This window comes from Nocardioides abyssi, from assembly GCF_030412915.1.
Taxonomy (GTDB): Bacteria; Actinomycetota; Actinomycetes; order Propionibacteriales; family Nocardioidaceae; genus Nocardioides; species Nocardioides abyssi.
In genome coordinates, this window is the sequence record NZ_JAUHJR010000009.1 from 1 (window position 1) to 26,929 (window position 26,929).

The 26,929-nt window shown below is 73.7% G+C and carries 28 protein-coding genes and 1 pseudogene; 10 read left to right on the top strand and 19 right to left on the bottom strand.

Translation table 11 applies throughout. From position 1 onward, the window contains the following. Together QWY29_RS17085 and QWY29_RS17090 are read right to left on the bottom strand one after the other, a co-directional pair. On the bottom strand, positions 1-802 hold an 802-nt coding region (locus tag QWY29_RS17085), incomplete at its 3' end, for a glycoside hydrolase family 3 N-terminal domain-containing protein (RefSeq protein WP_300962303.1). Positions 803-853: 51 nt separating this feature from the next. After that, positions 854-1,429 (bottom strand): TetR/AcrR family transcriptional regulator, encoded by a 576-nt coding sequence (locus tag QWY29_RS17090; protein ID WP_300962304.1) that lies wholly within the window; start codon positions 1,427-1,429, stop codon positions 854-856. 63 nt (positions 1,430-1,492) lie between these two features. On the opposite strand from QWY29_RS17090, the gene QWY29_RS17095 reads away from it, so the two are divergent. Beyond that, the gene (locus tag QWY29_RS17095; RefSeq protein ID WP_300962305.1) at positions 1,493-2,140 is read left to right on the top strand and encodes an NAD(P)H-dependent oxidoreductase; all 648 of its coding nucleotides are present in this window, start codon (positions 1,493-1,495) and stop codon (positions 2,138-2,140) included. Positions 2,141-2,143: 3 nt separating this feature from the next. Here QWY29_RS17095 and QWY29_RS17100 read toward each other — a convergent pair whose 3' ends face one another. The 3 genes from QWY29_RS17100 to QWY29_RS17110 are packed head-to-tail and all read right to left on the bottom strand — an operon-like array spanning position 2,144 to position 4,769. Further along, complete coding sequence (locus tag QWY29_RS17100) at positions 2,144-2,329, bottom strand: hypothetical protein (protein ID WP_300962306.1); 186 nt, start codon at positions 2,327-2,329, stop codon at positions 2,144-2,146. A 48-nt stretch (positions 2,330-2,377) separates the two neighbouring features. Then, on the bottom strand, positions 2,378-2,644 hold the full coding sequence (locus tag QWY29_RS17105; protein ID WP_300962307.1) for a hypothetical protein: 267 nt from the start codon (positions 2,642-2,644) through the stop codon (positions 2,378-2,380). 49 nt (positions 2,645-2,693) lie between these two features. Beyond that, the gene (locus QWY29_RS17110; RefSeq protein ID WP_300962458.1) at positions 2,694-4,769 is read right to left on the bottom strand and encodes a DNA gyrase/topoisomerase IV subunit B; all 2,076 of its coding nucleotides are present in this window, start codon (positions 4,767-4,769) and stop codon (positions 2,694-2,696) included. A gap of 453 nt (positions 4,770-5,222) precedes the next feature. Between QWY29_RS17110 and QWY29_RS17115 the strand changes: the two genes are divergently transcribed. The 3 genes from QWY29_RS17115 to QWY29_RS17125 all read left to right on the top strand — a co-directional run bounded on the left by QWY29_RS17115 (position 5,223) and on the right by QWY29_RS17125 (position 6,872). Continuing rightward, complete coding sequence (locus QWY29_RS17115; RefSeq protein ID WP_300962308.1) at positions 5,223-5,453, top strand: DUF7455 domain-containing protein; 231 nt, start codon at positions 5,223-5,225, stop codon at positions 5,451-5,453. 97 nt (positions 5,454-5,550) lie between these two features. Continuing rightward, on the top strand, positions 5,551-6,027 hold the full coding sequence (locus tag QWY29_RS17120) for a DUF456 domain-containing protein (RefSeq protein WP_300962309.1): 477 nt from the start codon (positions 5,551-5,553) through the stop codon (positions 6,025-6,027). Beyond that, complete coding sequence (locus tag QWY29_RS17125; protein ID WP_300962310.1) at positions 6,027-6,872, top strand: EamA family transporter; 846 nt, start codon at positions 6,027-6,029, stop codon at positions 6,870-6,872. Before QWY29_RS17120 ends, QWY29_RS17125 begins: the two co-directional genes overlap by 1 nt. A gap of 147 nt (positions 6,873-7,019) precedes the next feature. Here the strand turns inward: QWY29_RS17125 and QWY29_RS17130 are convergent. From QWY29_RS17130 to QWY29_RS17145, 4 genes and pseudogenes are all read right to left on the bottom strand, one after another. Further along, positions 7,020-8,102 (bottom strand): annotated as a pseudogene (locus QWY29_RS17130) (RNA polymerase sigma factor); the annotation flags it as partial. 622 nt (positions 8,103-8,724) lie between these two features. Then, positions 8,725-9,309 carry an HhH-GPD-type base excision DNA repair protein gene (locus tag QWY29_RS17135; RefSeq protein ID WP_439117450.1) on the bottom strand — a complete coding sequence of 195 codons (585 nt, stop codon included), beginning with the start codon at positions 9,307-9,309 and terminating at the stop codon, positions 8,725-8,727. Positions 9,310-9,332: 23 nt separating this feature from the next. Then, positions 9,333-9,686 carry a cupin domain-containing protein gene (locus tag QWY29_RS17140; RefSeq protein ID WP_300962314.1) on the bottom strand — a complete coding sequence of 118 codons (354 nt, stop codon included), beginning with the start codon at positions 9,684-9,686 and terminating at the stop codon, positions 9,333-9,335. Next, positions 9,679-10,083 carry a universal stress protein gene (locus QWY29_RS17145; RefSeq protein ID WP_300962316.1) on the bottom strand — a complete coding sequence of 135 codons (405 nt, stop codon included), beginning with the start codon at positions 10,081-10,083 and terminating at the stop codon, positions 9,679-9,681. The genes QWY29_RS17140 and QWY29_RS17145 overlap by 8 nt, the downstream gene beginning before the upstream one ends. Before the next feature lie 82 nt (positions 10,084-10,165). Here QWY29_RS17145 and QWY29_RS17150 point away from each other — a divergent pair, with 82 nt between their 5' ends. Further along, the gene (locus tag QWY29_RS17150; RefSeq protein ID WP_300962317.1) at positions 10,166-10,651 is read left to right on the top strand and encodes a hypothetical protein; all 486 of its coding nucleotides are present in this window, start codon (positions 10,166-10,168) and stop codon (positions 10,649-10,651) included. Between the two features lie 9 nt (positions 10,652-10,660). Here QWY29_RS17150 and QWY29_RS17155 read toward each other — a convergent pair whose 3' ends face one another. Both QWY29_RS17155 and QWY29_RS17160 read right to left on the bottom strand, forming a co-directional pair. Beyond that, complete coding sequence (locus QWY29_RS17155; RefSeq protein WP_300962318.1) at positions 10,661-12,124, bottom strand: glutamate-cysteine ligase family protein; 1,464 nt, start codon at positions 12,122-12,124, stop codon at positions 10,661-10,663. 96 nt (positions 12,125-12,220) lie between these two features. Continuing rightward, complete coding sequence (locus tag QWY29_RS17160; protein ID WP_300962319.1) at positions 12,221-13,183, bottom strand: DUF4192 domain-containing protein; 963 nt, start codon at positions 13,181-13,183, stop codon at positions 12,221-12,223. 139 nt (positions 13,184-13,322) lie between these two features. Between QWY29_RS17160 and QWY29_RS17165 the strand changes: the two genes are divergently transcribed. Further along, positions 13,323-14,642: a DNA polymerase IV gene (locus QWY29_RS17165; protein ID WP_300962320.1), complete on the top strand. Its 1,320-nt coding sequence runs from the start codon at positions 13,323-13,325 to the stop codon at positions 14,640-14,642. On the opposite strand, the gene QWY29_RS17170 is transcribed toward QWY29_RS17165, so the two are convergent. The 3 genes from QWY29_RS17170 to QWY29_RS17180 are packed head-to-tail and all read right to left on the bottom strand — an operon-like array spanning position 14,599 to position 16,765. Next, positions 14,599-15,471 (bottom strand): 5-oxoprolinase subunit C family protein, encoded by an 873-nt coding sequence (locus tag QWY29_RS17170; protein ID WP_300962321.1) that lies wholly within the window; start codon positions 15,469-15,471, stop codon positions 14,599-14,601. The two genes, QWY29_RS17165 and QWY29_RS17170, sit on opposite strands and share 44 nt — an antisense overlap. Then, the gene (locus QWY29_RS17175) at positions 15,468-16,064 is read right to left on the bottom strand and encodes a 5-oxoprolinase subunit B family protein (RefSeq protein WP_300962322.1); all 597 of its coding nucleotides are present in this window, start codon (positions 16,062-16,064) and stop codon (positions 15,468-15,470) included. Before QWY29_RS17175 ends, QWY29_RS17170 begins: the two co-directional genes overlap by 4 nt. Continuing rightward, complete coding sequence (locus QWY29_RS17180; RefSeq protein WP_300962323.1) at positions 16,061-16,765, bottom strand: 5-oxoprolinase subunit PxpA; 705 nt, start codon at positions 16,763-16,765, stop codon at positions 16,061-16,063. The genes QWY29_RS17175 and QWY29_RS17180 overlap by 4 nt, the downstream gene beginning before the upstream one ends. A gap of 24 nt (positions 16,766-16,789) precedes the next feature. On the opposite strand from QWY29_RS17180, the gene QWY29_RS17185 reads away from it, so the two are divergent. Together QWY29_RS17185 and QWY29_RS17190 are read left to right on the top strand one after the other, a co-directional pair. After that, on the top strand, positions 16,790-18,997 hold the full coding sequence (locus QWY29_RS17185) for a S9 family peptidase (protein ID WP_300962325.1): 2,208 nt from the start codon (positions 16,790-16,792) through the stop codon (positions 18,995-18,997). 149 nt (positions 18,998-19,146) lie between these two features. After that, positions 19,147-20,103, top strand: coding sequence for a sigma-70 family RNA polymerase sigma factor (locus QWY29_RS17190; RefSeq protein WP_300962326.1), 957 nt, complete (start codon positions 19,147-19,149; stop codon positions 20,101-20,103). Positions 20,104-20,119: 16 nt separating this feature from the next. On the opposite strand, the gene QWY29_RS17195 is transcribed toward QWY29_RS17190, so the two are convergent. The 3 genes from QWY29_RS17195 to QWY29_RS17205 form a co-directional block, all read right to left on the bottom strand. Beyond that, the gene (locus QWY29_RS17195; protein WP_300962327.1) at positions 20,120-21,418 is read right to left on the bottom strand and encodes a glycoside hydrolase family 3 N-terminal domain-containing protein; all 1,299 of its coding nucleotides are present in this window, start codon (positions 21,416-21,418) and stop codon (positions 20,120-20,122) included. Further along, a complete protein-coding gene (gene coaE / locus QWY29_RS17200; RefSeq protein WP_300962328.1) occupies positions 21,415-22,008 on the bottom strand; it encodes a dephospho-CoA kinase in 594 nt (197 codons plus the stop codon). Before coaE ends, QWY29_RS17195 begins: the two co-directional genes overlap by 4 nt. A 74-nt stretch (positions 22,009-22,082) precedes the next feature. After that, a complete protein-coding gene (locus QWY29_RS17205) occupies positions 22,083-22,763 on the bottom strand; it encodes a DICT sensory domain-containing protein (RefSeq protein WP_300962329.1) in 681 nt (226 codons plus the stop codon). A 94-nt stretch (positions 22,764-22,857) separates the two neighbouring features. On the opposite strand from QWY29_RS17205, the gene QWY29_RS17210 reads away from it, so the two are divergent. Then, complete coding sequence (locus tag QWY29_RS17210) at positions 22,858-24,105, top strand: class I adenylate-forming enzyme family protein (protein ID WP_300962330.1); 1,248 nt, start codon at positions 22,858-22,860, stop codon at positions 24,103-24,105. 18 nt (positions 24,106-24,123) lie between these two features. On the opposite strand, the gene QWY29_RS17215 is transcribed toward QWY29_RS17210, so the two are convergent. Then, complete coding sequence (locus QWY29_RS17215; protein ID WP_300962331.1) at positions 24,124-25,068, bottom strand: GlxA family transcriptional regulator; 945 nt, start codon at positions 25,066-25,068, stop codon at positions 24,124-24,126. A 94-nt stretch (positions 25,069-25,162) separates the two neighbouring features. On the opposite strand from QWY29_RS17215, the gene QWY29_RS17220 reads away from it, so the two are divergent. Next, on the top strand, positions 25,163-25,312 hold the full coding sequence (locus QWY29_RS17220; RefSeq protein WP_300962332.1) for a hypothetical protein: 150 nt from the start codon (positions 25,163-25,165) through the stop codon (positions 25,310-25,312). A 106-nt stretch (positions 25,313-25,418) separates the two neighbouring features. Here the strand turns inward: QWY29_RS17220 and rpsA are convergent, their stop codons facing one another. After that, complete coding sequence (gene rpsA, locus QWY29_RS17225) at positions 25,419-26,903, bottom strand: 30S ribosomal protein S1 (protein ID WP_300962334.1); 1,485 nt, start codon at positions 26,901-26,903, stop codon at positions 25,419-25,421. Positions 26,904-26,929: the final 26 nt, after the last annotated feature.

Genomic DNA, 26,929 nt, shown 5'->3' on the forward strand with positions numbered 1-26,929 from the left:
GGTCGACCCGCTCCAGCTGCGGCACCGTCCGGGTCTGCACCGGCAGTGCGACGTGGCTGTCGGTCGTCAGCGACCCGTGCCCGGGGAAGTGCTTGACCACCGGCACCACGCCCGCGCCGCGCAGGCCGAGCGCCGCCGCCACCGCGTGCCGAGCGACCACGCCCGGGTCGGAGCCCGGCGAGCGGGAGCCGATCACGGGGTCGGCCGGGCCGACGGTCACGTCGGCGACCGGCGCGAGGTCGACGTTGAGGCCGATCCCCCGCAGCTCCGCCCCGAGGGCGCGGTGGGCGCGCCGGGTCAGCGCGGGGTCGCGGGCGGCCCCGGCACTCATGAAGGAGGGGTACGCCGTGACCGCCCCGCCGACCCGCTGGACGAGGCCGCCCTCCTGGTCGACCGCCGTCATCACCGGCCACCCGCGACCGGATCCGCGCTGCAGCCGCCGCAACGCCGTGGCGAGCCGCTCCGGGCCGGCCACGTTGTCGTCGAAGACCACCACGCCGCCCAGGTGGAGGCGACGCACCAGCTCGGTGGGCGCCCGCGTGCCGGCGTACCTCGCCACGACGACCTGGCCGGCCAGCTGCGGCAGCCGCAGCCGACCGACCCGCCGGGCGGCGCTGTCGAGCTCCGCGCGGGTCGGTCCCCAGCCGGTGCCCAGGCCCAGGCGCTCGGACGGGCTGGGCGGCGGCGCCTGCTCCGTCGCGGCCGGGCCCTCACTGGCGGGCGCGTCGTCCCCGCCGTCGCCCGTGCACCCGGTGACGAGAGCCAGCACCGCCACGAGGGCGACGACGAGACGGGTGGGCACCCCGTCCATGTTGCCAGCCGGGCCGATGAGCCGACGGTCCCCCCGCGGGGCTCAGCGCACCAGCGCGTGCAGCGCCGGCGCCACCTGCCCTCGGTCGAGCTGCCCCTCGCCGACCAGCGCCGCCAGCCCGTGGACCGTGCCCCAGAACGCCGTCGCCAGCGCCTCGAGGTCCTCCGGTCCGCGGTCTCGGTGGGTCAGCCACGCCGCGACGCACTCGGCGAGCAGCTCCTCGTTGCGGGCGATGAGCGGTGCGCGCTCCGGGCTCGGGTCCTGCGGCGGGCAGAGCTCGGGGTCGAAGACCAGCGCGAAGGCGTGCGGCCTCTCCGCGGCGAAGGACACGTAGGCCTCGCCCAGAGCCACAAGCCGCTCGGCCGGGTCTGCCTCCGCCGCGGCAGCGGCCTCCTGGCGGTCGAGGAAGTCGCGCATGCACCCGTCGCCGATCGCCTTGAGCAGGCCTCCGCGGTCGCCGAAGTGGTGGTACGGCGCCGCGTGGCTCACTCCTGCCCGCCGGGCCACCTCGCGCAGGCTCACGTTCGTGGGCGACTGCTCCTCGAGGAGCGCCGTGCCGGCGTCGACGAGCGCGCGGCGGAGGTCGCCGTGGTGGTAGGCGGACGAAGATCTTGACACGCGAAAGATAGTACCCGAGGCTGCATGTCACCCGATCTTTACACCGTCAAGAAAGAGACCGCCATGTCCCGGATCCTGGTCCTCGACGCCCATCCCGACGACCGCTCGCTCTGCGCCGCCCTCGCCGAGCGGTACGCCGTCGGCGCCCGCTCCGCGGGCGCGGACGTCGAGCTGCTCGCCCTGCGCGACCTCGACTTCGACCTCGACCTGCGCCGGGGGCTGCGCGCCGAGCAGCCACTCGAGCCCGACCTCCTCCGCGCGCAGGCCTCGCTCGTCGCCGCCGACCACGTCGTCGTGATCGCGCCGGTCTGGTGGGGCTCGGTGCCGGCGGTTCTCAAGGGCTTCCTCGACCGGACGCTCGAGCGCGGCTGGGCCTACCGGTACCGCGACAACGGACTCCCCCAGGGCCTGCTCGCCGGCCGGTCCGCCCGCGTGATCATGACGACCGACTCCCCCGGCTGGTGGCTGCGTGGCCTGATGGGCGACAGCGCGGTCCGGCAGCTGCGCCGCAGCACACTGCGCTTCTGCGGCCTCCGCCCCGTGCCGGCCACCCGCATCGGCCCGGTGCACGGCAGCTCGGCCGAGGGGCGCGCGGCGTGGCTCGAGCAGGTCGCCGACCTCGGCCGGCGCGACGCCCGTCGTACCCCGCGCGCCGACAAGCTCATGCCGGTCGTCCGCGTCCCCGCGCCGGTGCCCGACGTGGCTGCGTGAGCCTCAGCCGGCCGCGGGCGCGCGCTCGGACCGCACCTGCGACTCCACGACCAGCACGACCAGCGAGTTGCCGACCAGCAGCAGTCCGAGCGTGGTGAGCACCCACACCGCGCTCGCGTGCATCCCGTCCGGCTCGCCCGCGAGGTGGCAGAAGAAGGCGACCAGGAGCGTGAGGCACCCTGACAGCAACAAAGAGGCGCCCAACGCGCGCGCAAGACGATGGCCCATGGACCCGACCTACCCGCGCCCGGCCACGTCGACACCTGGGACAGCACGCCGCCGCCGGACCAGCAGCCACAGCTCGACGCAGGCCATGACGAGGAGCACGCCGAGCAGCGCGACGGCCGCCCAGAGGATCCCGTCGAGCGCCCCCAGGTCGCAGTCGGTGGCCTGCGGCCCGCAGTGGCGGGCGTCCGACCACTCCACGCCGGCCGAGAACGCCCACAGCACGGCGACCACCACGGCCACCAGCCAGCCGACGGCCCGCAGCGGGCCGGGCGGCACCCGACGCACGCGTCGGTGCGGGGTCGCCGGCCGGTCCTCCACAGGGACCTCAGGCGTCGAGCGCGTCGACGTCGACCTCGTAGGCGCCCTGGACGATGAACTCCTTGCGCGGGGCGACGTCGGAGCCCATCAGCAGCTCGAAGACACCTGCCGCGGCGTCGGCGTCGTCGACGGTGATCCGGCGCAGCGTCCGGCGGCGGGGGTCCATGGTGGTCTCGGCCAGCTGGTCGGCATCCATCTCGCCGAGGCCCTTGTAGCGCTGGACCGGGTCCTTCCACTTGATGTTCTTCTTCTTCAGCTCCGCCAGCTTCCGCTGCAGCTGGTCGTCGGAGTAGGTGTAGACGTACTTGTCCATGCCCTTGCGCGGGTTGGAGATCTCGATGCGGTGCAGCGGCGGCACCGCGGAGTAGACGCGGCCCTCGCGGATCAGGTCGGGCATGTACTTGAAGAACAGCGTCGCCAGCAGGCAGCGGATGTGCGCGCCGTCGGAGTCGGCGTCGGCCATGAAGATGATCCGGCCGTAGCGCCGCGCGTCGAGGTCGAAGGTCCGCCCCGAGCCGGCGCCGACGACCTGGATGATCGAGGCGCACTCGGCGTTCTTCAGCATGTCGCCGACCGAGGCCTTCTGGACGTTGAGGATCTTGCCGCGGATGGGCAGCAGCGCCTGGAACTCGGAGTTGCGCGCGAGCTTGGCGGTGCCGAGCGCGGAGTCACCCTCGACGATGAACAGCTCGGTGCGGTCGTTGTCGGTGGCGCGGCAGTCGGCGAGCTTCGAGGGCAGGGCGGAGGACTCGAGGGCGTTCTTCCGCCGCTGGGTCTCCTTGTGCTGGCGCGCCGCGATGCGGGTCTTCGCCGCGCCGGCGACCTTCTCCATGACCAGCTTGGCCTGCGCCTTCTCCTGGCGCTTGCTGGAGGTGAGGAACTGCTTGAGCTCGGCGGCGACCACGCGGCGTACGACGGTGCGCGCGGCGGGGGTGCCGAGGATCTCCTTCGTCTGGCCCTCGAACTGCGGCTCGGCCAGCCGCACGGTGACGACCGCGGTCATGCCCTCGAGCACGTCGTCCTTGGTCACGTCGTCGTCGTTGACCTTCAGCACCTTCGCGGCCTTCATCGTGTCGTTGAAGGTGCGGGTGACCGCCTGCTCGAAGCCGGCGACGTGCGTGCCGCCCTTGGGCGTGGCGATCACGTTGACGAACGACCGGAGCTCGGTGTCGTAACCGGTGCCCCAGCGGACCGCCACGTCGACGGCGAGCTCGCGCTCGACCTCCTGCGGGGTCATGTGGCCCTTGTCGTCGAGCAGCGGGACGGTCTCGGTGAACGTGCCGGAGCCCTGCAGGCGCAGCACGTCGGTGACCGGCTCGTCGGAGGCGAGGAAGTCGGTGAACTCGGTGATGCCGCCGTCGTGGCGGAACTTCTCCTCGACCAGCTCGCCACCGTCGGCGGAGCCGCGCAGGTCGCGGATGACCAGCTCGAGGCCGGGCACGATGAACGACGTCTGGCGGGCGCGGGTGACGAGCTCGTCGTAGACGAAGCCCGCGTCCTTGGTGAAGACCTGCCGGTCCGGCCAGAACCGGATCCGCGTGCCGGTGCGCCCCTTGGCCACCCGGCCGCCCTTGCGGGTCAGCCCCGACCGCGCCTCGAAGTCGGCCGCCGGGCCCTCCTCGGCGAAGACCCCGGGCACGCCGCGGCGGAACGAGATCCCCTGGACCGCGGGCGAGCGCTCGACGTCGATGTCCATCCGCGTCGACAGCGCGTTGACCACCGACAGGCCGACGCCGTGCAGGCCACCGGTGGCGACGTACGAACCGCCGCCGAACTTGCCGCCCGCGTGCAGCTTGGTCGCGACCACCTCGACACCGGGCAGCCCGGTCTTGGGCTCCTTGTCGGTGGGGATGCCGCGACCGTCGTCGTGGACCTCCGCGGACCCGTCGGGGTGCAGCGTGACCTCGACCCGGCCGGCGTGGCCGCCGAGCGCCTCGTCGACGCCGTTGTCGATGATCTCCCACAGGCAGTGCATGAGGCCGCGGGTGTCGGTCGAGCCGATGTACATCCCGGGGCGCTTGCGGACCGCCTCGAGGCCCTCGAGGACCAGGAGGTGCGCTGCGTTGTAGGTGTTGTCGGCGATCGTGGGGCTCCTGCGGTACGACGGGCCGACGGCGGCGTGCCATCCGTCGGAGGTGCGGCTCCGAATCTACCCGCGACACGCCGCGGCCCCCCGGAGCCACGCCAGGTCCGGCCGCCACTACGGTGAGCCGCAGCACAGCCGGCACCACCCAGCGAGACCCCAGCAGCACCCAGCAGCACGCGGGACGTCACGATGCGGACACGATCTGGCTCGAGGTGAGCCGAACGGGCACCGGGACGGTCCGCACCCCGTCACAATCCCAAGGACCAGTCGTTGTCCACCCACCACGGGTGATCGTGATCCGGGCCTCTCGAGGTCCGGGGCATGGAAACCCCGGTAACGGGCAACACTGATCGTGATGAGATCGAGGTGTCAGGCACCACGTGGCCGCGGGAATCCTTCGCCCCGCTCACACGTTGAGCCTGGTACCGAGACTGAAGAAATGAGGCCGATGTGACCACTGCCGTTGCCCCCAGCGCCCCGCTGACCGCTGCGGACCGCTGTGACCGCTGCGGAGCCCAGGCCTACCTCCGTGTGGAGCTCCAGACGGGCGGAGAGCTGCTCTTCTGCGCCCACCACGCACGCGAGCACGGCGACAAGCTCAAGGAGATCGCGGCGAACGTCGTCGACGAGACCCACAAGCTGACCGGGACCCCTACAGCAGCTGCTCCCGACGAGCGCTGACCGACGACCCACCCAGACCTAGCGACGGCCCCGGACGATGTCCGGGGCCGTCGGCCATTTCCACCGCGGCCGCACCACCACGTGACAGGGTGATCCCGTGAGCCTGCTCGAGGTCCTCCTCGCCGTCGTCATCGCCGTGGGGATCATCGGCGTGCTGGTCCCTGTCCTGCCCGGGACGCTGCTGGTCCTCGCCGCCGTCCTGGTCTGGGCCGTCGACGTCGGCGGGAGCACCGCGTGGACGGTCTTCGCTGTCGCGGTCACCGTCCTCGCGCTGGGCGCGATCGTGAAGTACGCCGTGCCGGGCCGCCGGCTCCAGGACGCCGGCATCCCCGGCTCCACGCTGGCCGTCGGCGGTGCGCTCGGCCTCGTCGGTTTCTTCGTCGTCCCCGTCGTCGGCCTGCTGCTCGGCTTCGTGCTCGGCGTCTACCTCGCCGAGCACCGCCGCGTCGGCGCGTCGGCGGCCTGGCCGTCGACGGTGCACGCGCTGAAGGCCGCGGGCCTCAGCATCCTCATCGAGCTGCTCGCGGCGATGATGGCCGCGGCGACCTGGGCCGTCGGCGTCGTCGTCACCTGATGGGCGCGCTGCTCGCGCTCGGGGCCGCCCTCGCCTACGGCCTCGGTGACTTCGTCGGCGGCTTCGCCTCCCAGCGCTCCACCGCCTGGGCCGTCGCGCTCACCGCCCAGGTCGCCGGGGCCACCGCCGTGCTGGCGCTCGCCACCGTCGTCGACGGCTCCCCCACCGGTGCCGACCTCGGCTGGGCGGTCCTCGGCGGGATCGGCAACGGGCTCGGCACGGCGTTCCTCTACCGCGGCCTGTCCTCGGGACGGATGGGCGTCGTCGCCCCGGTCTCCGGTGTCGGGGCGACCCTGGTGCCGGTCGTGGTCGGGCTGCTCGCCGGCGAGCGCCCCGGCCTGCTCGTCTGGCTCGGCCTCGTCGCCGCCCTCCCGGCCATCTGGCTGGTCTCGCGGACGCCCGCGGACGTCGCCGTCGACGGCCGTCCGGCCCCGCGCTCGTCCGGCCTCCTCGACGGCGTGCTCGCCGGGCTCGGCTTCGGCGCGATGTTCGCCGCGCTCGCCGAGGTGCGCGAGGGCGCCGGCCTGCTCCCCCTCGCGGTCAACCAGGGCGTCGCCGGCCTGGCGATCGTCGCGGTCGCGCTCGTCGTCCGCGCCTCCTGGGTCCCGCGGGAGCGCGGCGCCGCCCTCGGCGTGGTCAGCGGCCTGCTGGGCGCGACCGCCACCGGGCTGTTCCTGCTCGCCACCCGCGAGGACCTGCTCGCCGTCGCGGCCGTCCTCACCTCGCTCTACCCCGCCGTCACGGTCCTGCTCGCCGCACTCGTCCTGCGCGAGACCGTCCACCGCGGCCAGGCCCTCGGGCTCGCGCTCTGCGCCGCCGCCGTCGTCCTCGTCGCCGGCGGCTGACCACCCAGGACGTCATGCGGACGGAGCCGCCGGTGGCACCGTCCGCATGACCTCCGCGCGTCCCGATCGCGTCCAGGAACGACCGAGCCCCGCACCTCGAGAGGTGCGGGGCTCGGTCGGTGCCGGCGTACGTCGGCGGGGCTGGTGTCAGTCCAGGTAGTCGCGCAGGACCTGCGAGCGCGACGGGTGGCGCAGCTTCGACATCGTCTTCGACTCGATCTGGCGGATCCGCTCGCGGGTCACGCCGTAGACCTTGCCGATCTCGTCGAGGGTCTTGGGCTGGCCGTCGGTGAGGCCGAAGCGCATGCTGACCACGCCGGCCTCGCGCTCGGAGAGCGTGTCGAGGACCGCGTGCAGCTGCTCCTGGAGCAGCGTGAACGACACGGCGTCGGCCGGCACGATCGCCTCGGAGTCCTCGATGAGGTCACCGAACTCCGAGTCGCCGTCCTCGCCGAGGGGCGTGTGCAGCGAGATGGGCTCGCGACCGTACTTCTGGACCTCGATGACCTTCTCGGGGGTCATGTCGAGCTCCTTGGCGAGCTCCTCCGGGGTGGGCTCGCGACCCAGGTCCTGGAGCATCTGGCGCTGGACGCGAGCCAGCTTGTTGATGACCTCGACCATGTGCACCGGGATGCGGATGGTGCGGGCCTGGTCGGCCATCGCGCGGGTGATCGCCTGGCGGATCCACCACGTGGCGTACGTCGAGAACTTGTAGCCCTTGGTGTAGTCGAACTTCTCGACCGCACGGATGAGGCCGAGGTTGCCCTCCTGGATCAGGTCGAGGAAGAGCATGCCGCGGCCGGTGTAGCGCTTGGCCAGCGAGACCACGAGGCGCAGGTTGGCCTCGAGCAGGTGGTTCTTGGCGCGGCGGCCGTCCTCGGCGATCCACTCGAGCTCCTCGAGGAGCTTCGGCGTGATCTTGCCGCCCTTGGCCAGCTTCTCCTCCGAGAACAGGCCGGCCTCGATCCGCTTGGCGAGCTCGACCTCCATCTCGGCGTTGAGCAGCGGGACCTTGCCGATCTGCTTGAGGTAGTCCTTGACCGGGTCGGCGGTCGCGCCGGCGACCATGACCTGCTGGGCAGGCTCGTCGGTCTCGTCGGCGGAGGAGACGACGAACGTCGAGGTGGCCGTGGCCTCCTCCTCGTCCGCCTTGATGGTCGGGTCCTGCGCGACGTCCTTCTCGAACTGCTCGTCCGGGACGTCGGGGAGGATCTTCTTGCCGTCGGGGCCGATGACCGGCGCCGCCACCGCGGGGACCGGCTCGGCGGCGGTCTTGGCGGCAGCGCTCTTGGCCGTCTTCGCGGTCTTCGCCGTCTTGGCCGCGGTCTTCTTCGCCGGGGCCGCCTCCTCCTCGGTGGGAGCAGCGGCGGCCGCCTTCTTGGCCGGGGCCTTCTTGGCGGTCTTGGCCGTCGTCGTCTTGCGGGCCGTCGTCGCGGCCACGGCGCGCTGGGCGCTGGCGCTGATGTCGACGGAGATGCCCAGCGAGCTGAGGTGCGCCAGGAGCGACTTGAGGTGCTTCGGCTCGACGGCCGCGTCCTCACTCGCCTGGCGGACGTCCTCCGGGCTCAGGCTGCCGGACGGCTGGCCTCGCTCGATGAGAGCCACGACGGCGGGGTGCGAGAGCACCTCGGAAGGAATCTTGCGCGCGGTCGAGGACACGAACACCTCTCGTCAACGGACTGTGGAGCTACGGGGCGACTCTCGGGCGCAGCAGAGCCCGCACATGTCAAGAGCCGCGATGTTCATTCTGCCACGGGGTCGGTGAGGGCACGGCATCAGCACCCACTTCCCGCACCCGGCGTGGCCGGTGGTCGGGAACGGACCCAGGGCCCCGGGCGGGTGCCGCCGCAGGTCAGGAGCCCGCAGCCGCCTTGGCGGCGGCCTTCTTCTCCTTCTTGAAGTCGCGCACCTTCTGCAAGGAGTCGCCGTCGACGACGTCCGCGACCGAGCGGTAGCCCTCCATCGAGTAGTCGCCGACCGCCTGCTCCCAGCCGTCGGGACGGACGCCGAGCTGCTTGGCCAGCAGCGCGACGAAGATCTGCGCCTTCTGCTTGCCGAAGCCCGGCAGCTCTTGGACCCGCTTCAGCAGGTCCTTGCCGGTGGTCGCCTCGGTCCACAGCCGCTCGGTGCGGCCGTCGTACCTCTCCTCCACCAGCGCGGCCAGCGCCTGCAGGCGGGTCGCCATCGAGCCCGGGAACCGGTGGATCGCCGGCGGGGTCGAGCAGAGGGTCGCGAACTCCTCCGGGTCGGCCGCGGCGATGCGCGCCGGCTCGAGCGAGCCGAAGCGGTCGAGGACCTTGGCGGGGCCGCGGAACGCGTGCTCCATCGGGTACTGCTGGTCGAGCATCATCCCGACCAGGAGCGCGAACGGGTCCTCGGTCAGGACGCGGTCAGCGGCCTCGTCGCCGGTGATGTGGATGGCAGGCGTGCTGGGCATGAGGCCCATCCTGCCCGAGCGGGTCAGGCGGGCGGCCGGGTCCCGGTGACGACCGTCAGCAGGACGGCGGCGTCGGCGACGGCCTCGAGGTCGTGGCGCTCCGCGGGGATGACGAGCAGGTCGCCCTCGGCGCCGTCCCAGGTCTCGGCACCGGCGTGCAGGCGCACCGATCCGCGCAGCACCTGGAGGGTGGCCTCGCCCGGGGAGTCGTGCTCGCCGAGGCGGTGGCCGGCGGCCAGCGCGATGAGCGTCTGTCGCAGCCGGTGCTCCTGGCCGCCGTACGTCGTGTGGGCGCTGCGGCCGGCGTCGGCCGCCCGGGCCTTGGCCAGGTGCTCCTCGACCAGCGCGGTCATCGAGGCGGCGTGCACCTCAGGCACCGCCCTTGACGGCCAGCACCGGGCACTTGGCGTCCAGCAGGATCCGCTGGGCGTTGCTGCCGAGGATGAGCTTGCCGACCGGCGAGCGGCGACGCAGCCCGATGACGATCAGCTCGGCGTCGTTGGCCTCGGCGATGCTGATCAGGTCCTCCGCCGGCTCGAAGCCGCGGATGAGGTGGCGCACCTCGTGCTCGATGCCCGTGCCCGCGAGCCGCGACTCGACCGCGGCCAGCTCGGCCTCGGCCTCCTGGGCCGCCTCGCGGTCGAGGTCGGGACCCCCGCGGTGGGAGTTGACCACGACCAGCTTCGCGCCGCGCAGCCGTGCCTCGTCGATCGCCGTCGCCAGCGCTGCCTCACCCTCGGGCTTGGGCACGTAGCCCACCACCACGGTTCCCATGCCTGGCACGGTAGCCGATGGACGATGAGCGGCCTGTGGAGAGCGAGCGCGGGCCCGGCCCGTCCTGCGGGAGGCTGGGGACGTGACCTCGACCCCCGCCACCGAGCCCCCAGCCGGTCAGGGAGCCGTGTCGCCAGCCGCTCCCCCGGGCGTGCCCGGGCCGGTGCCGGCCCGGCTGGACCGGCTGCTGCGGCGCGCGGTGCTGGACCACGCCCGTTCCGAGCGGCGGCGGGTGCACCTGCCGCTGGTCCACGTCGGGGTGCCGGGCGGGGTCGAGCGGGTGCTGGCGGTGCGTCCCGAGGACCGGTTCGACCACGCGCTGCGGGCCGACGCCGTCGCCGCGATGCGGGCGGCGACCCGGCGCGACGGCGCGGACGAGCCCCTGGTGTGGCTCACCCGCACCGGCGAGCTGGACCTGCAGGACGTCGACGCCGCGTGGCTCGCCGCCGCCTGCACGGCGTACGCCGAGGCGGGCGCGCCGCTGGTCATGGTCGTGGCCAACCGGCGCGGCTGGCGCGACCCCCGCTCCGGCGCCGGCCGCACCTGGCAGCGGCTGCGCGAGCGGTGAGCGGGGGCGTCAGTCCCAGGTGTGGACCGGCTCGTTGCTGTGCATCCGCTCGCGGTACTCCAGCAGCGTGGCGCGCAGGGCGTCGTAGCGCTGCTCGCCGGCGCGGTCGTGCATCCGCCGGGCGAACCACTCCGCGCCGTTGACCCCGGTGAGGCAGCGCTGCTCGATGATCGAGAGCAGCCGGTCGGACTCCGCCGCCTCCACGCCCCAGGCGTCCAGGCCGGCCCGCGCCATCGGCAGCAGCCGGCGCAGCACCAGCTCGGTCGCCCGGACCTGGCCGACGCCGGGCCAGTAGACGTGGGCGTCGATCCCCTGCTGGGCGGCGACGTGGAAGTTCTCCTCCGCCGCGCTGAAGGACATCTGCGACCAGAGCGGCCGCTCGCTCTCGGCGAGGTGGCGGACCAGGCCGAAGTAGAAGGCGGCGTTGGCCGCGGTGTCGGCGACCGTCGGGCCGGCGGCGAGCACCCGGTTCTCCACCCGCAGGTGGGGCACCCCGCCGGCGATGTCGTAGACCGGCCGGTTCCACCGGTAGATCGTGCCGTTGTGCAGCCGCAGCTCGGCGAGGTTGGGGGTGCCGCCGCCCTCGAGGACGGCCAGCGGGTCCTCCTCGTCGGTGATCGGCAGCAGGGCCGGGAAGTAGCGGACGTTCTCCTCGAACAGGTCGAAGACCGACGTCACCCACCGCTCGCCGAACCACACGCGCGGGCGCACGCCCTGGGCCTTGAGCTCCTCGCTGCGGGTGTCGGTGGCCTGCTCGAAGAGCGGGATGCGGGTCTCGCGCCACAACTCCTTGCCGAGGAGGTACGGCGAGTTGGCGCCGACCGCGAGCTGGACCGCGGAGATCGCCTGGCTGGCGTTCCAGTACGACGCGAACTGGGCCGGCGAGGTCTGCACGTGCAGCTGGGTGCTGGTGCAGGCCGCCTCCGGGACGATCGAGTCGGTAGTCGTCACCAGCCGCTCCGGCCCGTCGATGGAGATCGCGATGTCCTCGCCGCGGGCGTCGAGGATCTGCTCGCTGAGCAGCTTGTAGCGCGGGTTGGGGCTGAGGCTGTCCGGGCTCATGTGGTCCGGGGTGAGCGTCGGCAGGATCCCGATCATCACCAGGTGCGCCCCGACCGCGGACGACTTGGCCTCGGCGTCGTTGAGGCTGCGCCGCAGCTCGTCCTCGAAGGTCCGCAGCCCGCCCTCGCGCAGCTTGGCCGGCGGCACGTTGATCTCGATGTTGAACTGGCCCAGCTCGGTCTGGAAGTCCGGGTCGGCGATCGCCTCGAGCGCCTGGGCGTTGCGCAACGCCGGGTCGCCGAGCTCGTCGACGAGGTTGAGCTCGACCTCGAGCCCGGTCATCGGGTCGTCGGTGTCGAAGCGCGAGTCGCGCAGCATCCGGGCGAAGACGTCGAGGCACCGACGGACCTTCTCGCGGTGCCGCGTGCGGTCGGCCCGCGAGAACTCCTGTGCGTCGACCTCCTCACCCATGCCGGGCAGCCTCTCGCACGTCGCGGGTGCCTGTCATCAGGGTGGTCGCCACGTCGAGGAGGTACCCACTTCGGCGGCGCCCCGCATGAGCCGGCGTCAGCCGGCGCCCGCCTCGTCCCAGACCGTGGGCGGGACCGCGTTGGTCAGGACCTGCGCGAGGTAGCCGGCCAGCCGGTGGCCGGGGGTGACGTCGAGGCAGCGGTCGACCGCGCACCAGGCCAGCGCGCCGTGCCCCGACAGCCACGCGGCGAAGCCGAGCAGTGCGGCCGGGTCGGCCAAGAAGGCGTCCGGGGTGCGGCGGACGACGTCGGTCCAGAAGCGGACGTGCGCCGCTGCCTCGGAGCGGCGCATCAGCTCCCAGGTCGCGTCGCGGACGGGCACGTCGAGCATCCCGACGACCAGGCGCGCGACCTCGGCGTCGGTCGGCGCGGTGCCCGCCTGGACGCAGCGGTCGACGAGCTCGGCGGCCCACCGGCTCTCCGCCGGCACCGAGGGCTCGCCCCCGGGCAGCGCGACGACCGCCTCGAGGACGGCGTGCACCCGGGCGGGGTCGGCGGCCACGGACTCGGCGAGCGCCTCGCGGGAGTCGAGCATGACCTGCCCGTCGAGCACGGCCTGCGCCGTGAACGGGTGGGCGGAGACGTCGTAGGGCACGCCGTGGGCCGGCACCCCGTCGCGCGACCCGCAGGCGACGTACCACCGGCCCTCATGGGCGCGGACGGACTCGACCACGTCGATCCCCTCGCGGGTGAAGGCCCGGACCGCGGCGCGGGCGGCCCGGCTCGCCGCACGCTCGTCGCCGGTGACGAGGATGAGGGCGACCGCGCGGACCCGCTGGCGCCGGCACGGCTCGAGCAGCTGCCGGGCGGCCGCCTCCGCCTCGTGCTGGGTGGTGGGCAGGTCGATGCGGGCGTGCACGGAGCGGTCGCCGCCGAAGGTGAGCAGGACGATCGACTCCCGCGGTCGGAAGCCGAGGACGACGGGCACGGCGGCCAGCAGGTCCTCGGTCGTGCGGGCGGTGTACGGGGAGCGGCCGCTGGCCGGGTGCGATGTGGTCATGGGTCGACGCTCCCCGGGGCGACCGGCCGTGGGGCGGGTGTGCGAGGGGACCTGTGGACGACGACGCGCGAGGCGTCACCTGGGGACGGGAGGTGGGCCGCAGGTAGGTTCCGCCCATGACCGGCCGGAGGGGGCGCTGATGCGGGCGCACGCATCGGTCATGCACCTCGACCTCGACGCGTTCTTCGCCGCGGTCGAGCAGCGGGACAAGCCCTCGCTGCGCGGCAAGCCGGTGGTCGTCGGCGGGGTCGGCGGGCGCGGGGTCGTCTCGACGGCGTCCTACGAGGCCCGGGTGTACGGCGTCCGCTCGGCCATGTCGACGCGCGAGGCGCGCTCGCGCTGCCCCCACGCGGCCTTCCTCAGCGGTCGCTTCCACGCCTACCGCGAGGCCTCGCACGCGGTGATGTCGCTGCTGCGCTCGGTCTCGCCGCTGGTCGAGCCGCTGTCGCTGGACGAGGCGTTCGTCGACCTCGAGCGGGCCGGCCTGCCGGACCTGGAGGTGGAAACGGTGACCGCCTTCGCCGAGGAGCTGCGCGGCCGCGTCACCGAGGCGACACGCGGCCTGACCGCGTCGGTCGGGCTCGGCACCAGCAAGTTCATCGCCAAGGTCGCCAGCGACCTCGACAAGCCCGACGGCCTGGTCGTCGTCGCGCCCGGCACCGAGCGCGACCTGCTGCGCCCGATGAGCGTCACGGTGATCCCGGGCGTCGGGCCGGCGACGACCGAGCGGCTGCGGCGCGCCGGCATCACCACGGTGGCCGACCTCGAGGCGGTCAGCCTCGACGAGCTCGTCCGCCTGGTCGGCAAGGCGCACGGCTCGGGCCTGTGGTCGCTGGCCCGGGCGCAGGACGACAGAGCGGTCGTCGCCGACCGGGAGGCGAAGTCGGTCAGCGTCGAGGGCACCTACGACACCGACCTGACCGACCGCCGGCTGATGGAGGGGCTGCTCACCCGCCAGGCCGGGGAGGTCGCGACGCGGCTGCGCAAGCACGGCCTGTCGGGTCGGACCATCACGATCAAGGTGCGGCTGCACGACTTCACCACGCTCAGCCGGTCCAGCACGCTCGTCTCCCCCACCGACGCCACCGCCACCATCGCCCGCACGGCCCGGGCGCTGCTCGCCGACCTCGACACCTCCGGCGGTGTCCGGTTGCTCGGCGTCGGCGTCTCGGGCCTGGCCGACTGGGTGCAGGAGGACCTCTTCGGCGAGACCGAGGCCGAGGAGGAGCCGCTGCCCGAGGTCGAGGTGCCGCACCACTCGCGCCGCACCTGGGCGCCCGGCATGGACGTCGAGCACACCGAGATGGGCCGCGGCTGGGTGTGGGGCTCGGGCCGGGGCGTGGTCACGGTCCGCTTCGAGACCGCCGAGACGCCGGCCGGGCCGGTGCGCTCCTACGCCGAGGACGACCCGGCGCTCAGCGCGTGGGTGCCGCCGCCGCTGCCGGACGAGCAAGGCTGAACCGCACCTCGTCGCCCGGCCGCAGCTGGGCGCACCGCCACAGGTCGCCCGCGTCGACGACCGCGACGACCGGGTAGCCGCCCGTCACCGGGTGGTCGGCCAGGAACACCACCGGCCGCCCGCTCGGCGGCACCTGCACCGCGCCGAGCACCATCCCCTCGCTGGGCAGCTCCCCGCTCCGCACGCGCTCCAGCGGCGGCCCGGCCAGGCGCAGCCCGACCCGGTTCGACGCCTCCTCCACGGTGTACGCCGCGTGGCACATCGCTGCGACCGGGTCGCCGGCGAACCAGTCGGCCCGCGGGCCGGGGTGCAGGCGCAGCGGCCCCGGACGACCCGGCCGCGGGGTGTCGAGCGCCGCGGGCGGCCCGGGGGGCAGCCCGACCGGCAGCACGGCCCCGGCCTCCACGCGGGGCGGACCGACCCAGGCGAGCGTGTCGGTGGAGCGGGAGCCCAGCACCGGCTCGACCGCGATGCCGCCCGCGACGGCGAGGTAGGAGCGCACCCCGCGCCGCGGCGTACCCAGCTCGAGGAGGGCGCCGGCGGGGAGCCGCTCGGCCCGGGCGTGCCCGCGGGGGCGGCCGTCGACGAGCACGGGTCCCTCGGCGCCGGTGACGGCGACCCAGCAGTCGGCGGAGGCGCGGACGGCGAGGCCGCCGAGCGTCGTCTCGAGCACGGCGGCGTCGGCGGGGTTGCCGACGAGCCGGTTGGCGAGGTCGGCCGCGGGCGCGTCGAGGGCGCCGGCGCGCGGCACGCCGAGGTGCGCCCAGCCGGGGCGGCCCCGGTCCTGGACGGTGGTGAGGTGGCCGGCGGCCAGCACGTGCAGCCTCATGCGGGCACGAACCGCACGCGGGTCCCGGGTGGGAGCAGAGCCGGGGGCTCGCGCCGGGTGTCCCAGAGGCCGACGTCGGTGCGGCCGATGATGCGCCACCCGCCGGGCGAGGCCGTCGGGTAGACGCCGCACCAGGTGCCGGCGAGAGCGACGGACCCGGCGGGCACCCGCGGCCGCGGGGAGTCCAGCCGCGGCACGGACAGCTCGTCGGGCAGGCCGGCGAGGTAGGCGAAGCCCGGCGCGAAGCCGCAGAAAGCGGAGACGAAGGTCAGCGCGGCGTGCCGCTCGACCACCTCGGCGACGGTGGTCCCCCACGCGTCGGCGACCGCGTCAAGGTCCTCGCCGTCGTAGGTCACCGACACCTCGACCAGCCCGCCGGTCGGCGCCTCCGCGGTCGGCTCCCAGGCCGCCAGCGCCGGGAGCACCGCGGCGGGGTCGACGCCGTCGAGCAGCACGGTCGCGGCCGCGGGGACGACCTCCACGACGGGCAGCGAACGGTCGCGGACCCAGGCGGCCAGGGCGAGGGCCTCGCCGGGTCCGGCCACGTCGACGAGCACGGCGGACGGGCCGACGGGCCGGGCGCGCACGCTCACCCGCGACCCCAGGGCGCCCGCAACGTCCACCCGTCGGCCTCCAGCGCGGCCCGCACGGCCCGCGCGTTGACGACCGCGCCGGGGGTGTCGCCGTGCAGGCACAGCGAGTCGACGCGCGGCGCGAGCCCGAGGGCCGCGGCGGCGATCGCGTCGGCGTCCTCCAGCAGCGCGCCCGGCTCGCCGCGCGGCAGCAGGCGGCCGCCGGCGGCGTACCCCCGGTCCGGGAACCCCTCGAGCCGCATCTCCCGCCCGGCTGCGCCGGCCAGGTCCAGGAACCGGCCCGGCATCCCCAGCACCGGCAGGTCGCCGGAGCCGGCCAGCACCGCCGCCGCCTGCTCCTCGTCGTCGATGACCCGGTGGTAGAGCGCCCCGTGCGGCTTGACGTAGCGGACGACCGTGCCGGCCCCGGCCGCGATCGACGAGAGCGTCCCGACCTGGTCGGCGACCTGCTCGCGGAGCACCTCGGAGGGCACGTCGCGGGCGACCCGCCCGAAGCCCTCCCGGTCGTCGTAGGAGACCTGCGCCCCCACCGACACCCCGCGCTCGGCGGCCTCGGCGCACACCGCGCGCATGATCGCGGCGGTCCCGGCGTGGTAGCCGCAGGCGACGTTCGCGCTCGTCACGACCGCGAGCAGCGCGGCGTCGTCGGTGACCTCCTCGCCGAGGTCGGCGTTCAGGTCGACGGCCCGTCCGGTCTCCACGGGCCCGACGCTAGCGTTGCCGGCATGCAGCCCGCCGCCGTCCCACCCGTCGCCGACCGCCGCCCCACCACCCGCGAGATCCACGGCCACACCCGCGTCGACGACTACGAGTGGCTGCGGGACAAGGACTCCCCGGAGGTCCTCGCCCACCTCGAGGCCGAGAACGCCTACACCCAGGAGCGCACCGCCCACCTCGCCGACCTGCGGCAGTCGATCTTCGAGGAGATCAAGGCCCGCACCCGCGAGACCGACCTGTCCGTGCCGACGCGCAACCGCGGCCACTGGTACTACGGCCGCACCTTCGCCGGCAAGGAGTACGGCGCCACCTGCCGCGTCCCGGTCGCCGACCCCGACGACTGGACCCCGCCGACCCCGGCGGAGGACTGCGCGCCCGACGAGCCGGCACTGCCCGGCGAGGAGGTGCTGCTCGACCTCGACGCGCTCGCCGAGGGCCACGACTTCTTCTCCCTCGGCGGCTCCTCGATCAGCCCCGACGGCACCCTGCTGGCCTACTCCACCGACACCGTCGGCGACGAGCGCTACACCGTGCGCGTCAAGGACCTCGGCACCGGCGGGTTGCTGGACGACGAGATCACCGGCGTCATCGGCGGGGCCACCTGGGACCGCGACGGCGAGAACCTCTACTACACGACCGTCGACGACTCCTGGCGCGCCGACAAGATCTGGCGGCACCGCCTCGGCACCGCCCAGGCCGACGACGAGCTGGTCCACCACGAGACCGACGGCCGCTTCTGGGTAGGCGTCGGCCGCACCCGCACCGACCGCTTCATCGTGGTCGCGGCGGGCTCCAAGGTCACCTCGGAGTACCGCTACCTCGACGCCGACCACCCCGAGCTCGGCCTCCAGGTCTTCGCCGAGCGGGTCGAGGGCATCGAGTACTCCCTCGACCACGCCGTCATCGCCGGCGACGACCGGTTCCTGGTGCTGCACAACGCCGCCGGGGCCGACTTCGAGATCGGCACCGCGCCGGTCGAGCCGACGCCGATCGCGGACCTGGTGCCGCTGGTCCCCCACGACCCCGAGGTCCGCCTCGAGGACGTCGACGCCTTCGCCGGCCACCTCGTCGTCCACCAGCGCAGCAACGGCCTCACCCAGCTGCGGATCATCGAGCTCGGCGCCGACGGCCCCGGCGAGGACTACCTGGTGGAGTTCTCCAAGCCGCTCTACACCGTCGGCTCCGGCGGCAACCCCGGCTTCGCCCAGCCCACCGTGCGCATCGGCTGGACCACGATGGCGGTGCCCTCGTCGGTCTACGACTACGACGTCCGCACCCGAGAGCTGACCCTGCTCAAGCAGGCGCCGGTCCTGGGCGGCTACGACCCTGCCGACTACCAGGAGCACCGGCTCTGGGCGACCGCGGAGGACGGCGAGCGGATCCCGATCTCGATCGTCTGCCGCCGCGACTCCCGCGAGGACGAGACGATGGGCACCCGCCCGATCCCGACGCTGCTCTACGGCTACGGCGCCTACGAGGCGTCGATGGACCCCTACTTCTCCGTCGCCCGGCTCTCGCTGCTCGACCGCGGCGCCGCCTTCGCGATCGCCCACGTGCGCGGCGGCGGCGAGATGGGCCGGCGGTGGTACGACGACGGCAAGCTGATGAGCAAGCAGAACAGCTTCTCCGACTTCGTCGCCTGCGCCCGCCACCTCGTCGACACCGGCTGGACGACGCCGGACACGCTCGTCGCGGAGGGCGCCAGCGCCGGCGGCCTGCTCATGGGCGCGGTCGCCAACCAGGCGCCGGAGATGTTCGCCGGGGTCGTCGCGGGCGTGCCGTTCGTCGACGCGCTCACCACGATGCTTGACGCGACGCTGCCGCTGACCGTGACCGAGTACGACGAGTGGGGCAACCCCGAGGAGGACCCGGCCGTCTACGAGTACATGGCGTCGTACGCGCCGTACGACAACGTCGCCGAGCGCCCCTACCCGCCGATCCTCGCCGAGACCTCGCTCAACGACACCCGCGTGCTCTACGTCGAGCCGGCCAAGTGGGTGGCTCGGATCCGCGCGACCAACCCGGACGCCGACGTCCTGCTGCGCACCGAGATGTCGGCCGGCCACGGCGGCGTCTCGGGCCGCTACAAGGCCTGGCACGACCGGGCGTTCAGCCTCGCCTGGATGCTCGACCGGATGGGCCTGGCCGGGCAGCCATCCGCCGGCGCGACCGCGCCGAACACCTCTCGAGGGGACGGCGTCCTGAGAACTGGCTGAGAGTACTGCGGCCGTGCAACTCCGGGGGCTCCTCGGTCGTCGTCTCCAGTGAAGGCACTCAGGTTTGGTCCGGGAATCGCCGGGACACCGGGTGCGTTGTAGACGGCGTGAGGACCTGGGCAGGTGCTCACAGTGAGGAGGGGCATCGCATGGCCACACGCACCGCACAGTCCGGGGCTCGGGAGATCGAGGGGCGCGACAGCGTCGGTCTCTACCTGGACGAGATCGCCCGCAACGCCCTGCTCGACGCCGCCGCCGAGGTGGAGCTGTCGAAGACGATCGAGGCCGGCCTGTTCGCCGAGCACCTCCTGGCCCAGGGCCGGATCGGGCGTCGCAAGGGCGGGGCTCCCATGTCGGCCAACCAGGAGGAGCTCGAGTGGCTCGCCGAGGAGGGTCGCAAGGCCGTCGACCAGTTCATCACCGCCAACCTCCGGCTCGTCGTCTCCATCGCGCGCAAGTACGGCCGCGCGCAGATGCCGATGCTCGACCTGATCCAGGAGGGCAACACCGGCCTGATCCGTGCGGTCGAGAAGTTCGACTACACCAAGGGCTACAAGTTCTCCACCTACGCCACCTGGTGGGTGCGCCAGGCGATCACGCGTGGCATCGCCCAGCAGGCCCGCGTCGTCCGGCTGCCCGTGCACGTCGTCGAGGAGCTCAACCAGGTCGGCGGCGCCCGCCGCACCCTGGAGCGCCAGCTCGGCCGCGAGCCCGAGCCGCAGGAGATCGCCGCGGAGCTCGGCATGGACATCGATCGGGTCCTCGACCTGATGTCGTGGGGGCGTGAGCACGTCAGCCTCGACTCCCCGGTGGACGAGGACGGCGACACCTCGCTCGGCGACCTGATGGCGCAGGAGACCGCGCCCGGCCCGGACCTCACCGTCCTCGACACCGAGTCGCGCGACCGGCTCAACAGCCTGGTCGGCCACCTCGACGACCGCGCCGCCGACATCATCCGCTCGCGCTACGGCCTCACCGACGGGCGTCAGCACAAGCTGGCCGACATCGGCGCCAAGCACGGCATCTCCGCCGAGCGGGTGCGTCAGCTCGAGCGGGAGGCGCTGCAGAAGCTGCGCCGGATCGCCGACCCGGACCTGGCCGCCTGAGCGGGGTCCGGACCGCCTAGTACGTCGCGTCGAGCTCGCGGGAGGCCTCTCCCGCGAGCTCGTCGGCGTCTGGGGGCACCGGCACCTCGTCGGCGACCCGCTGCTGCCACGTCTGCAGCGCGACGACCATCGCCGCGGCCTCCTCGGCCCGCTCCCGCGTGACCTCGCCCGACTCGATCGCGGCCGTCACGACGGCGTGGGTGTGGCGCGTGTCCGGCGGCATGAGCAGCAGGTCGGCCCCGGCGTTGAGCGCGGTGACGGCCGGCTTCTCCCGCCCCATCACCGCTCCCATGCCGAGGGAGTCGGTGATCGTGACGCCCTCGAAGCCGACGTCGTCGCGCAGGAAGTCGTAGACCGGCGCCGAGAGGCTGGACGGCACGCCCGGGTCGATCGCCTCCACGTCGAGGTGGCCGATCATCATCGCCGGCGCCCCGGCCTCGACCGCCGCCTCGAAGGGCAGCAGGTCGGTGGCGGCCAGCTCCTCGGCCGTCCGGCCGAGCACCGGCAGCGACTCGTGGCTGTCGGCGGTCACCGATCCGTGGCCCGGGAAGTGCTTGGTCGTCGAGACGACGCCGGCGGCGTTGTAGCCCTCGACGGCCGCGCGCACGGCGGCCGCCGCGAGCTCGGGGTCGGTCGACGGCGACCGGGTGCCGATGGTCGGGTCGGCGGCACCGACGGTCACGTCCGCGACCGGGGCGAAGACCCAGGTGAAGCCGAGGTCGCGCAGCTCCAGGCCGGTCGTCTCGGCCGCCCGACGAACGATGTCGCGGCCCTCGCGCCCCTGGGCGACGGCAGCCCCGGCGTGGGCGAAGGACGGGAACTCCGTCGCGATCCCCCGCAGGTGGCTCACCGAGCCACCCTCCTGGTCCACGCCCAGCAGCGCCGGGACCTCGCGGCCGTCGGCCGCCACCGCCTCGCTGACCGCGGCGTTGAGCGCACGGACCTGGTCGGCGTCGACGACGTTGCCGGCCGTCACACACAGGCCGGACAGGTGCAGGTCGCGGACCAGTGCGGCCGCCTCGGCCGGGTCGGCACCCTGGAACCGGCCGACGATCACCTGACCGGCCAGCTGCGCCGCGTCCCACCCGGCGACGAGCTCCCGCGCCTCCGCCAGCTCACCCTCGGTGGGACCCCACCCGGTGGGCGCGGCCGGGTCGGCCGCGGGCGCGGACGCGCTCGTGCTCGCGCCCGCCGACGGCTGCCCGGTCGTCGTGCCCCCAGGCCCGCCGGCGGACGTGGACGAGCCGGAGCAGGCGCCGAGCGCCAGCACGGCCGTGACCGCGAGCGCGGGCAGGGCCGTCGTACGCCGCCTCACGCGGCCGGCCCGGTGAGGTCGGCGTGGACCTCCAGCACGCGGCGGCGGAGGTCCTCGAGCGTGCCGGTGTTGTCGATGACGTGGGTGGCGATCGCCAGCCGGTCCTCGCGGGTCGCCTGCGCCCGCACCCGGGCCTCGGCGTCCTCGCGGGTCATGCCGCGCTGGGTCAGCATCCGCTCGACCTGCGTCTCGACCGGGACGTCGACGACGACGACGGCGTCGAAGGTCGGGGCGCGGCCGGACTCGGCGAGCAGCGGGATGTCGTGGACGACGAGGTCGTCGGGCGTCGCCGACGCCTCCAGCTCCACGATCCGCTCGAAGACCAGCGGGTGGATGATCGCCTCGAGCTCCTTGCGCCGCGCCTCGTCGGCGAAGACGATCGCGCCGAGCGCCGGCCGGTCGAGGTCGCCGTCGGCGGTCAGCACGCCGGTCCCGAACGCGTCCACGACCTGCTGCAGGCCGGGTGTCCCGGGCTCGACCACCTCGCGGGCCAGCGCGTCACCGTCGATGAGGACCGCGCCGAGCTCGACCAGGATCGCCGACACCGTGCTCTTGCCCGAGGCGATGCCGCCGGTGAGTCCCACACGCATGGGCGCCAACGTACGTCACCGCACCGACCCCGTCCGCACCGGCCGCGGGCGCTCGCGGACCCCGCAGGACCGGCTCAGGTGGGCCAGGGGTGGCGCAGCGCGGCCCCCTCGCCCGGAGCGCCGCCGAGGTAGGCGAGCACCCGGGTCGCCACCTGCCACGTCGTGCGCACGTTGGTCTGCGCGGCCGGCTCGGCCGCCAGCTCCGCCACCAGCCGGTCGGCCCCCGGGGCGCCGGCCTGGTGGGCCAGCCGGGCACAGGTGCGGGCCGCCACCCGGGTGGGCTCGGGCTCCACGCTCCACACCAGGTCGAAGATGCGGTCGCCGTCGTCGTCGAGCTCCAGGCCCGGGATCTCCCAGGCCGACAGCACGCAGGCGAACGCGTCGTCGTCGCACACGACCAGCCACTCCTCGCGCAGCGGGGCGGCGGGGTCGATGGCGGCCACCTCGACGCCGTCGGTCGCGACCGGCCGGCCCCCGGGGTCGACGAAGACGACACAGGCCCGCGCCACCTCCGCGAGCTGCTCCCAGCGCGAGAGCGCGGGCGCCAGGAACCGGTCGGTCTGGAACCCCCCGAAGAGCACCGGCTTCCGCACGCGGCTCGCGATCTCCTGCTCCAGGGCGTGCGAGATCGCCGTCAGCGCCCGCTTGCGCACGCGCACCGACCCGAGCACGGGGAAGGCCCGGCGCACCGTGATGTAGACCGAGTCCGGGTCGTCGGCCCGCCCCGGCTCGTCCTGGGTCTCCTCAGCCGTCACGACGGCCTCCTCGCGCTCTCGACGCCCCGCGCCCCAGGTTGCCACGGCGGCGGCGCCGGGTGAACCCTCCGGCCGCGATGACTACGCTGCCGCGGTGACCACCCCAGCCGGCCGCGACCTCCGACCCGGCGACCGGGTCGCCCTCCTGGTGGCGGGCTCGACGACGTACCTCGACGCGGTCGTCTCGCTGCTCGCGCGGGGCGTCTTCCCCATCCCGCTGGACCCGCGCCTGACCACCCACGAGCGCACCCGCATCCTCGCCGGGCTGGACCCGACGCTGGTCGTCGAGGACGAGGACACCCTGGCCGGGCTGGTCGACCCCGGGACGCGCCGCGGGCTGCCGCTGGGCCGGCCGATGCACATGACCAGCGGGACCACCGGCACCCCCAAGGGCGTCTTCAGCGGGCTGCTGGACGAGGCCGGTGCGCGGGCGCTGGTCGCCGAGGAGCGCGACCTGTGGGGCTTCTCCCCCGACGACACCAACCTGGTGCTCAGCCCGCTCTACCACTCCGCACCGCTCCGGTTCGCGATGGGCACCGCGCTCGCCGGCGGCCGGGTCGTCGTGCCCGGACCGTTCGACCCGGCGGTGGTGACCGAGGCCATCGAGGTCGAGCGGCCGACGACCATGTTCTGCGTGCCGACGCACCTGCAGCGGCTCTTCGCCCACTGGGACGAGCACGGCTGGCCGGACCTGTCCTGCTTCCGGCTCGTCGCCCACGCCGGCGCGCCGTGCCCGGAGAAGGTCAAGCGGCGGCTGCTCGATGTCTTCCCGCCGGGGTCGACGTGGGAGTTCTACGGCTCCACCGAGGGCCAGTTCACCGTCTGCTCCGGCGAGGAGTGGCTCGAGCGGCCCGGGACCGTCGGCCGCGCCCGGCCCGGCCGACGGCTGCGGATCGCCGAGGACGGCACGATCTGGTGCGCGGTGCCGGAGTTCGCCCGGTTCGTCTACCACGGCGCCCCGGACAAGACGGCCGCGGCGTGGGACGGCGACGAGTTCACCGTCGGCGACCTCGGCCGGCTCGACGACGACGGCTACCTCGTGCTCGACGGGCGCCGCGAGGACCTGGTGATCAGCGGCGGCGTCAACGTCTACCCGCTGGAGGTGGAGCAGGTGCTGCGCGAGCACGCGGGGGTCGAGGACGTCGCGGTGTACGGCGTGCCCGACGAGCAGTGGGGGCAGCGGGTGTGCGCGGCGGTCGTCGGCGCCGCGACCGAGGCCGACCTGGCGGCGTACGTCCGCGAGCGGCTGGCCCCGCCGAAGCGGCCCAAGACCTGGTCGTTCCTCGACGAGCTGCCGCGCACGCTGACCGGCAAGGTGCTGCGCGACCGCCTGCCGCGCTGAGGAGACCGGCGAGCCGCCTCAGCAGGCGAACTGGCGGCGGTACTGCTGCGGGCTGACCCCGCGCACGCGGGAGAAGTGGTGGCGCAGCGTGGCGGCGTTGCCGAAGCCGACCTCGGTCGCGATCCACTCCACCGGCTTGTCCGAGCGCTCGAGCAGCTGCTCGGCGCGCAGCACCCGCTGCCGGGTGACCCAGGCGTGCGGGGTGGCCCCGGTCTCGGCACGGAACCGGCGGGCGAAGGTCCGCGGCGACATCAGCGCGCGGCGGGCGAGGGTCTCCACGTCGAGGTCCTCCCCCAGGTGCTCCACGATCCAGGTCAGCAGCGGCCCGAGCGTCTCGGCGTCGCAGTCCGGCACGGCGTGGGCGATGAACTGAGCCTGGCCGCCGTCGCGGTGCGGCGGGACGACCATCCGCCGCGCCGTCGCGGCCGCGGTCGCCGCACCGAAGGTCTCGCGCAGCAGGTGCAGCGCGGCGTCCAGCCCGGCGGCGGAGCCGGCGCCGGTCACGACCGACCCGTCGTGGACGTAGAGCACGTCGGCGTCGACCTTCGCCTCGGGGAAGCGCTCGACCAGCGCCTGGACGTGGCGCCAGTGCGTCGTGCAGTGCCGACCGTCCAGCAGGCCGGCCTCGCCCAGCACGAAGGCGGCCGTGCAGTGGGCGAAGATCGTCGCACCCCGGTCGTACGCCGCCGCCACCGCGGCCGCGACCTCCGGCGAGGGGTCGAGGTAGTCCCGCTTCGGGCACACGCACACCAGGTCGGCCTCCGCGACCACGTCGAGCCCGTGCTCGACGTGCAGGTCGAAGCCGGAGGCGCCGCGCACCCGCCCCGGTCGGGGCGTGGCGACCTTGAAGTCGAAGACCGGGTTGTCGTCGTCGGGGTGGTAGGGCTCGGCCCACACCTCGCACATCGAGCCGAGCCCGAAGGGCTCCGCCCCGTCCTGGACGAGCACCACCACGTTGCGCATCCGGCGATCATGCCGCAGGCGTTGGCAGGAAATCAATGCACCCTGACATTCCTGCCACTCGTGGCAGGATCCGGACAGGAGCAGGATTCCTGCCATGACCTTCCTGATCCTGCTCCTGCTGGTCGCGACCGCCCTGGCCGTCGAGACCGTCCGCCGCACCACCCACGACGGCCATGGGCCGTCCCGTCCGCCCGCCTCCCGCTTCGAGGACCCGCAGTTCCGCTCCCCAGCCTCGGGCTGGTGACACCGACACCTATCCCGAGGACGCCGAAGGCCCGGTCACCGTGAGGTGACCGGGCCTTCGTGCGTGGTGCGGGTGCTACCCGCGGACCAGGGTGATCAGCGAGTGATCACTGGCCGCCGGTGAGCTTCTCGCGGAGCGCCTGCAGCGCCTCGTCGGAGGCGAGCGAACCGCCGCCGCCACCGCCCTCGGTGCTGGCAGCCTCGTCGGTGCCGCCGCTGGAGTACGACGTGGCCTCGCCGGCCTCGACCTCGGCCTTGGCGGCCTCCTGCTGCTGCTTGACGTGGGCCTCCCAGCGGGCGTGCGCCTTGGCGTACTGCTCCTCCCAGGTCGCGCGCTGCTCCTCGTAGCCCTCGAGCCACTCGCCGGTCTCCGGGTCGAAGCCCTCGGGGTAGACGTAGTTGCCCTGCTCGTCGTAGGTCGCGGTCATGCCGTACAGCGTCGGGTCGAACTCCTCGACGTCGGCAGCCGTGGCGGTCTCGTTGGCCTGCTTGAGCGACAGCGAGATCCGGCGACGCTCGAGGTCGATGTCGATGATCTTGACCATGACGTCGTCGTTGACCTGGACGACCTGCTCGGGGATCTCCACGTGGCGCTCGGCCAGCTCGGAGATGTGCACCAGGCCCTCGATGCCCTCCTCGACGCGGACGAACGAGCCGAAGGGCACCAGCTTGGTGACCTTGCCCGGCACGATCTGGCCGATCTGGTGGGTGCGGGCGAAGTGCTGCCACGGGTCCTCCTGCGTCGCCTTCAGCGACAGGGAGACACGCTCGCGGTCCATGTCCACGTCGAGGACCTCGACGGTGACCTCGTCGCCCACGGCGACGACCTCGGACGGGTGGTCGATGTGCTTCCAGGAGAGCTCGGAGACGTGGACGAGGCCGTCGACGCCGCCGAGGTCCACGAACGCACCGAAGTTGACGATCGAGGAGACGACGCCCTTGCGGATCTGCCCCTTCTGCAGCTGGGTCAGGAAGCCGTGGCGGACCTCGGACTGGGTCTGCTCGAGCCAGGCACGGCGCGACAGGACCACGTTGTTGCGGTTCTTGTCGAGCTCGATGATCTTGGCCTCGAGGGTCTGGCCCACGTAGGGCTGCAGGTCGCGGACGCGACGCATCTCCACCAGCGAGGCGGGCAGGAAGCCGCGCAGGCCGATGTCCAGGATCAGGCCGCCCTTGACGACCTCGATGACGGTGCCCTCGACGACGCCGTCCTCCTCCTTGACCTGCTCGATGGTGCCCCAGGCGCGCTCGTACTGGGCGCGCTTCTTGGACAGGATCAGGCGGCCTTCCTTGTCCTCCTTCTGGAGGACGAGGGCCTCGACCTCGTCGCCGACCTCGACGACCTCGGAGGGGTCGACGTCGTGCTTGATCGACAGCTCGCGCGAGGGGATGACGCCCTCGGTCTTGTAGCCGATGTCGAGGAGGACCTCGTCGCGGTCGACCTTGACGATGGTGCCGGCGACGATGTCACCGTCGTTGAAGTACTTGATGGTCGCGTCGATCGCGGCGAGGAAGTCCTCTTCGGACCCGATGTCGTTGACCGCCACCTGGGGCGCGTCGTAGTCCGGAAGAGTGGAGATGGTGCTCGTCATGTAGAGACAGATCCTTGGGTGGGCAG

Bases quoted from the DNA above. Each gene is read 5' to 3' on its own strand.
- QWY29_RS17095 (WP_300962305.1), top strand. From the start codon at position 1,493: ATGTCCCGGATCCTGGTCCTCGACGCCCATCCCGACGACCGCTCGCTC.
- QWY29_RS17125 (WP_300962310.1), top strand. From the start codon at position 6,027: ATGGGCGCGCTGCTCGCGCTCGGGGCCGCCCTCGCCTACGGCCTCGGT.
- QWY29_RS17135 (WP_439117450.1), bottom strand. From the start codon at position 9,309: ATGCCCAGCACGCCTGCCATCCACATCACCGGCGACGAGGCCGCTGAC.
- QWY29_RS17145 (WP_300962316.1), bottom strand. From the start codon at position 10,083: ATGGGAACCGTGGTGGTGGGCTACGTGCCCAAGCCCGAGGGTGAGGCA.
- QWY29_RS17155 (WP_300962318.1), bottom strand. From the start codon at position 12,124: ATGGGTGAGGAGGTCGACGCACAGGAGTTCTCGCGGGCCGACCGCACG.
- QWY29_RS17160 (WP_300962319.1), bottom strand. From the start codon at position 13,183: ATGACCACATCGCACCCGGCCAGCGGCCGCTCCCCGTACACCGCCCGC.
- QWY29_RS17165 (WP_300962320.1), top strand. From the start codon at position 13,323: ATGCGGGCGCACGCATCGGTCATGCACCTCGACCTCGACGCGTTCTTC.
- QWY29_RS17170 (WP_300962321.1), bottom strand. From the start codon at position 15,471: ATGAGGCTGCACGTGCTGGCCGCCGGCCACCTCACCACCGTCCAGGAC.
- QWY29_RS17185 (WP_300962325.1), top strand. From the start codon at position 16,790: ATGCAGCCCGCCGCCGTCCCACCCGTCGCCGACCGCCGCCCCACCACC.
- QWY29_RS17190 (WP_300962326.1), top strand. From the start codon at position 19,147: ATGGCCACACGCACCGCACAGTCCGGGGCTCGGGAGATCGAGGGGCGC.
- coaE (WP_300962328.1), bottom strand. From the start codon at position 22,008: ATGCGTGTGGGACTCACCGGCGGCATCGCCTCGGGCAAGAGCACGGTG.
- QWY29_RS17215 (WP_300962331.1), bottom strand. From the start codon at position 25,068: ATGCGCAACGTGGTGGTGCTCGTCCAGGACGGGGCGGAGCCCTTCGGG.
- QWY29_RS17220 (WP_300962332.1), top strand. From the start codon at position 25,163: ATGACCTTCCTGATCCTGCTCCTGCTGGTCGCGACCGCCCTGGCCGTC.
- rpsA (WP_300962334.1), bottom strand. From the start codon at position 26,903: ATGACGAGCACCATCTCCACTCTTCCGGACTACGACGCGCCCCAGGTG.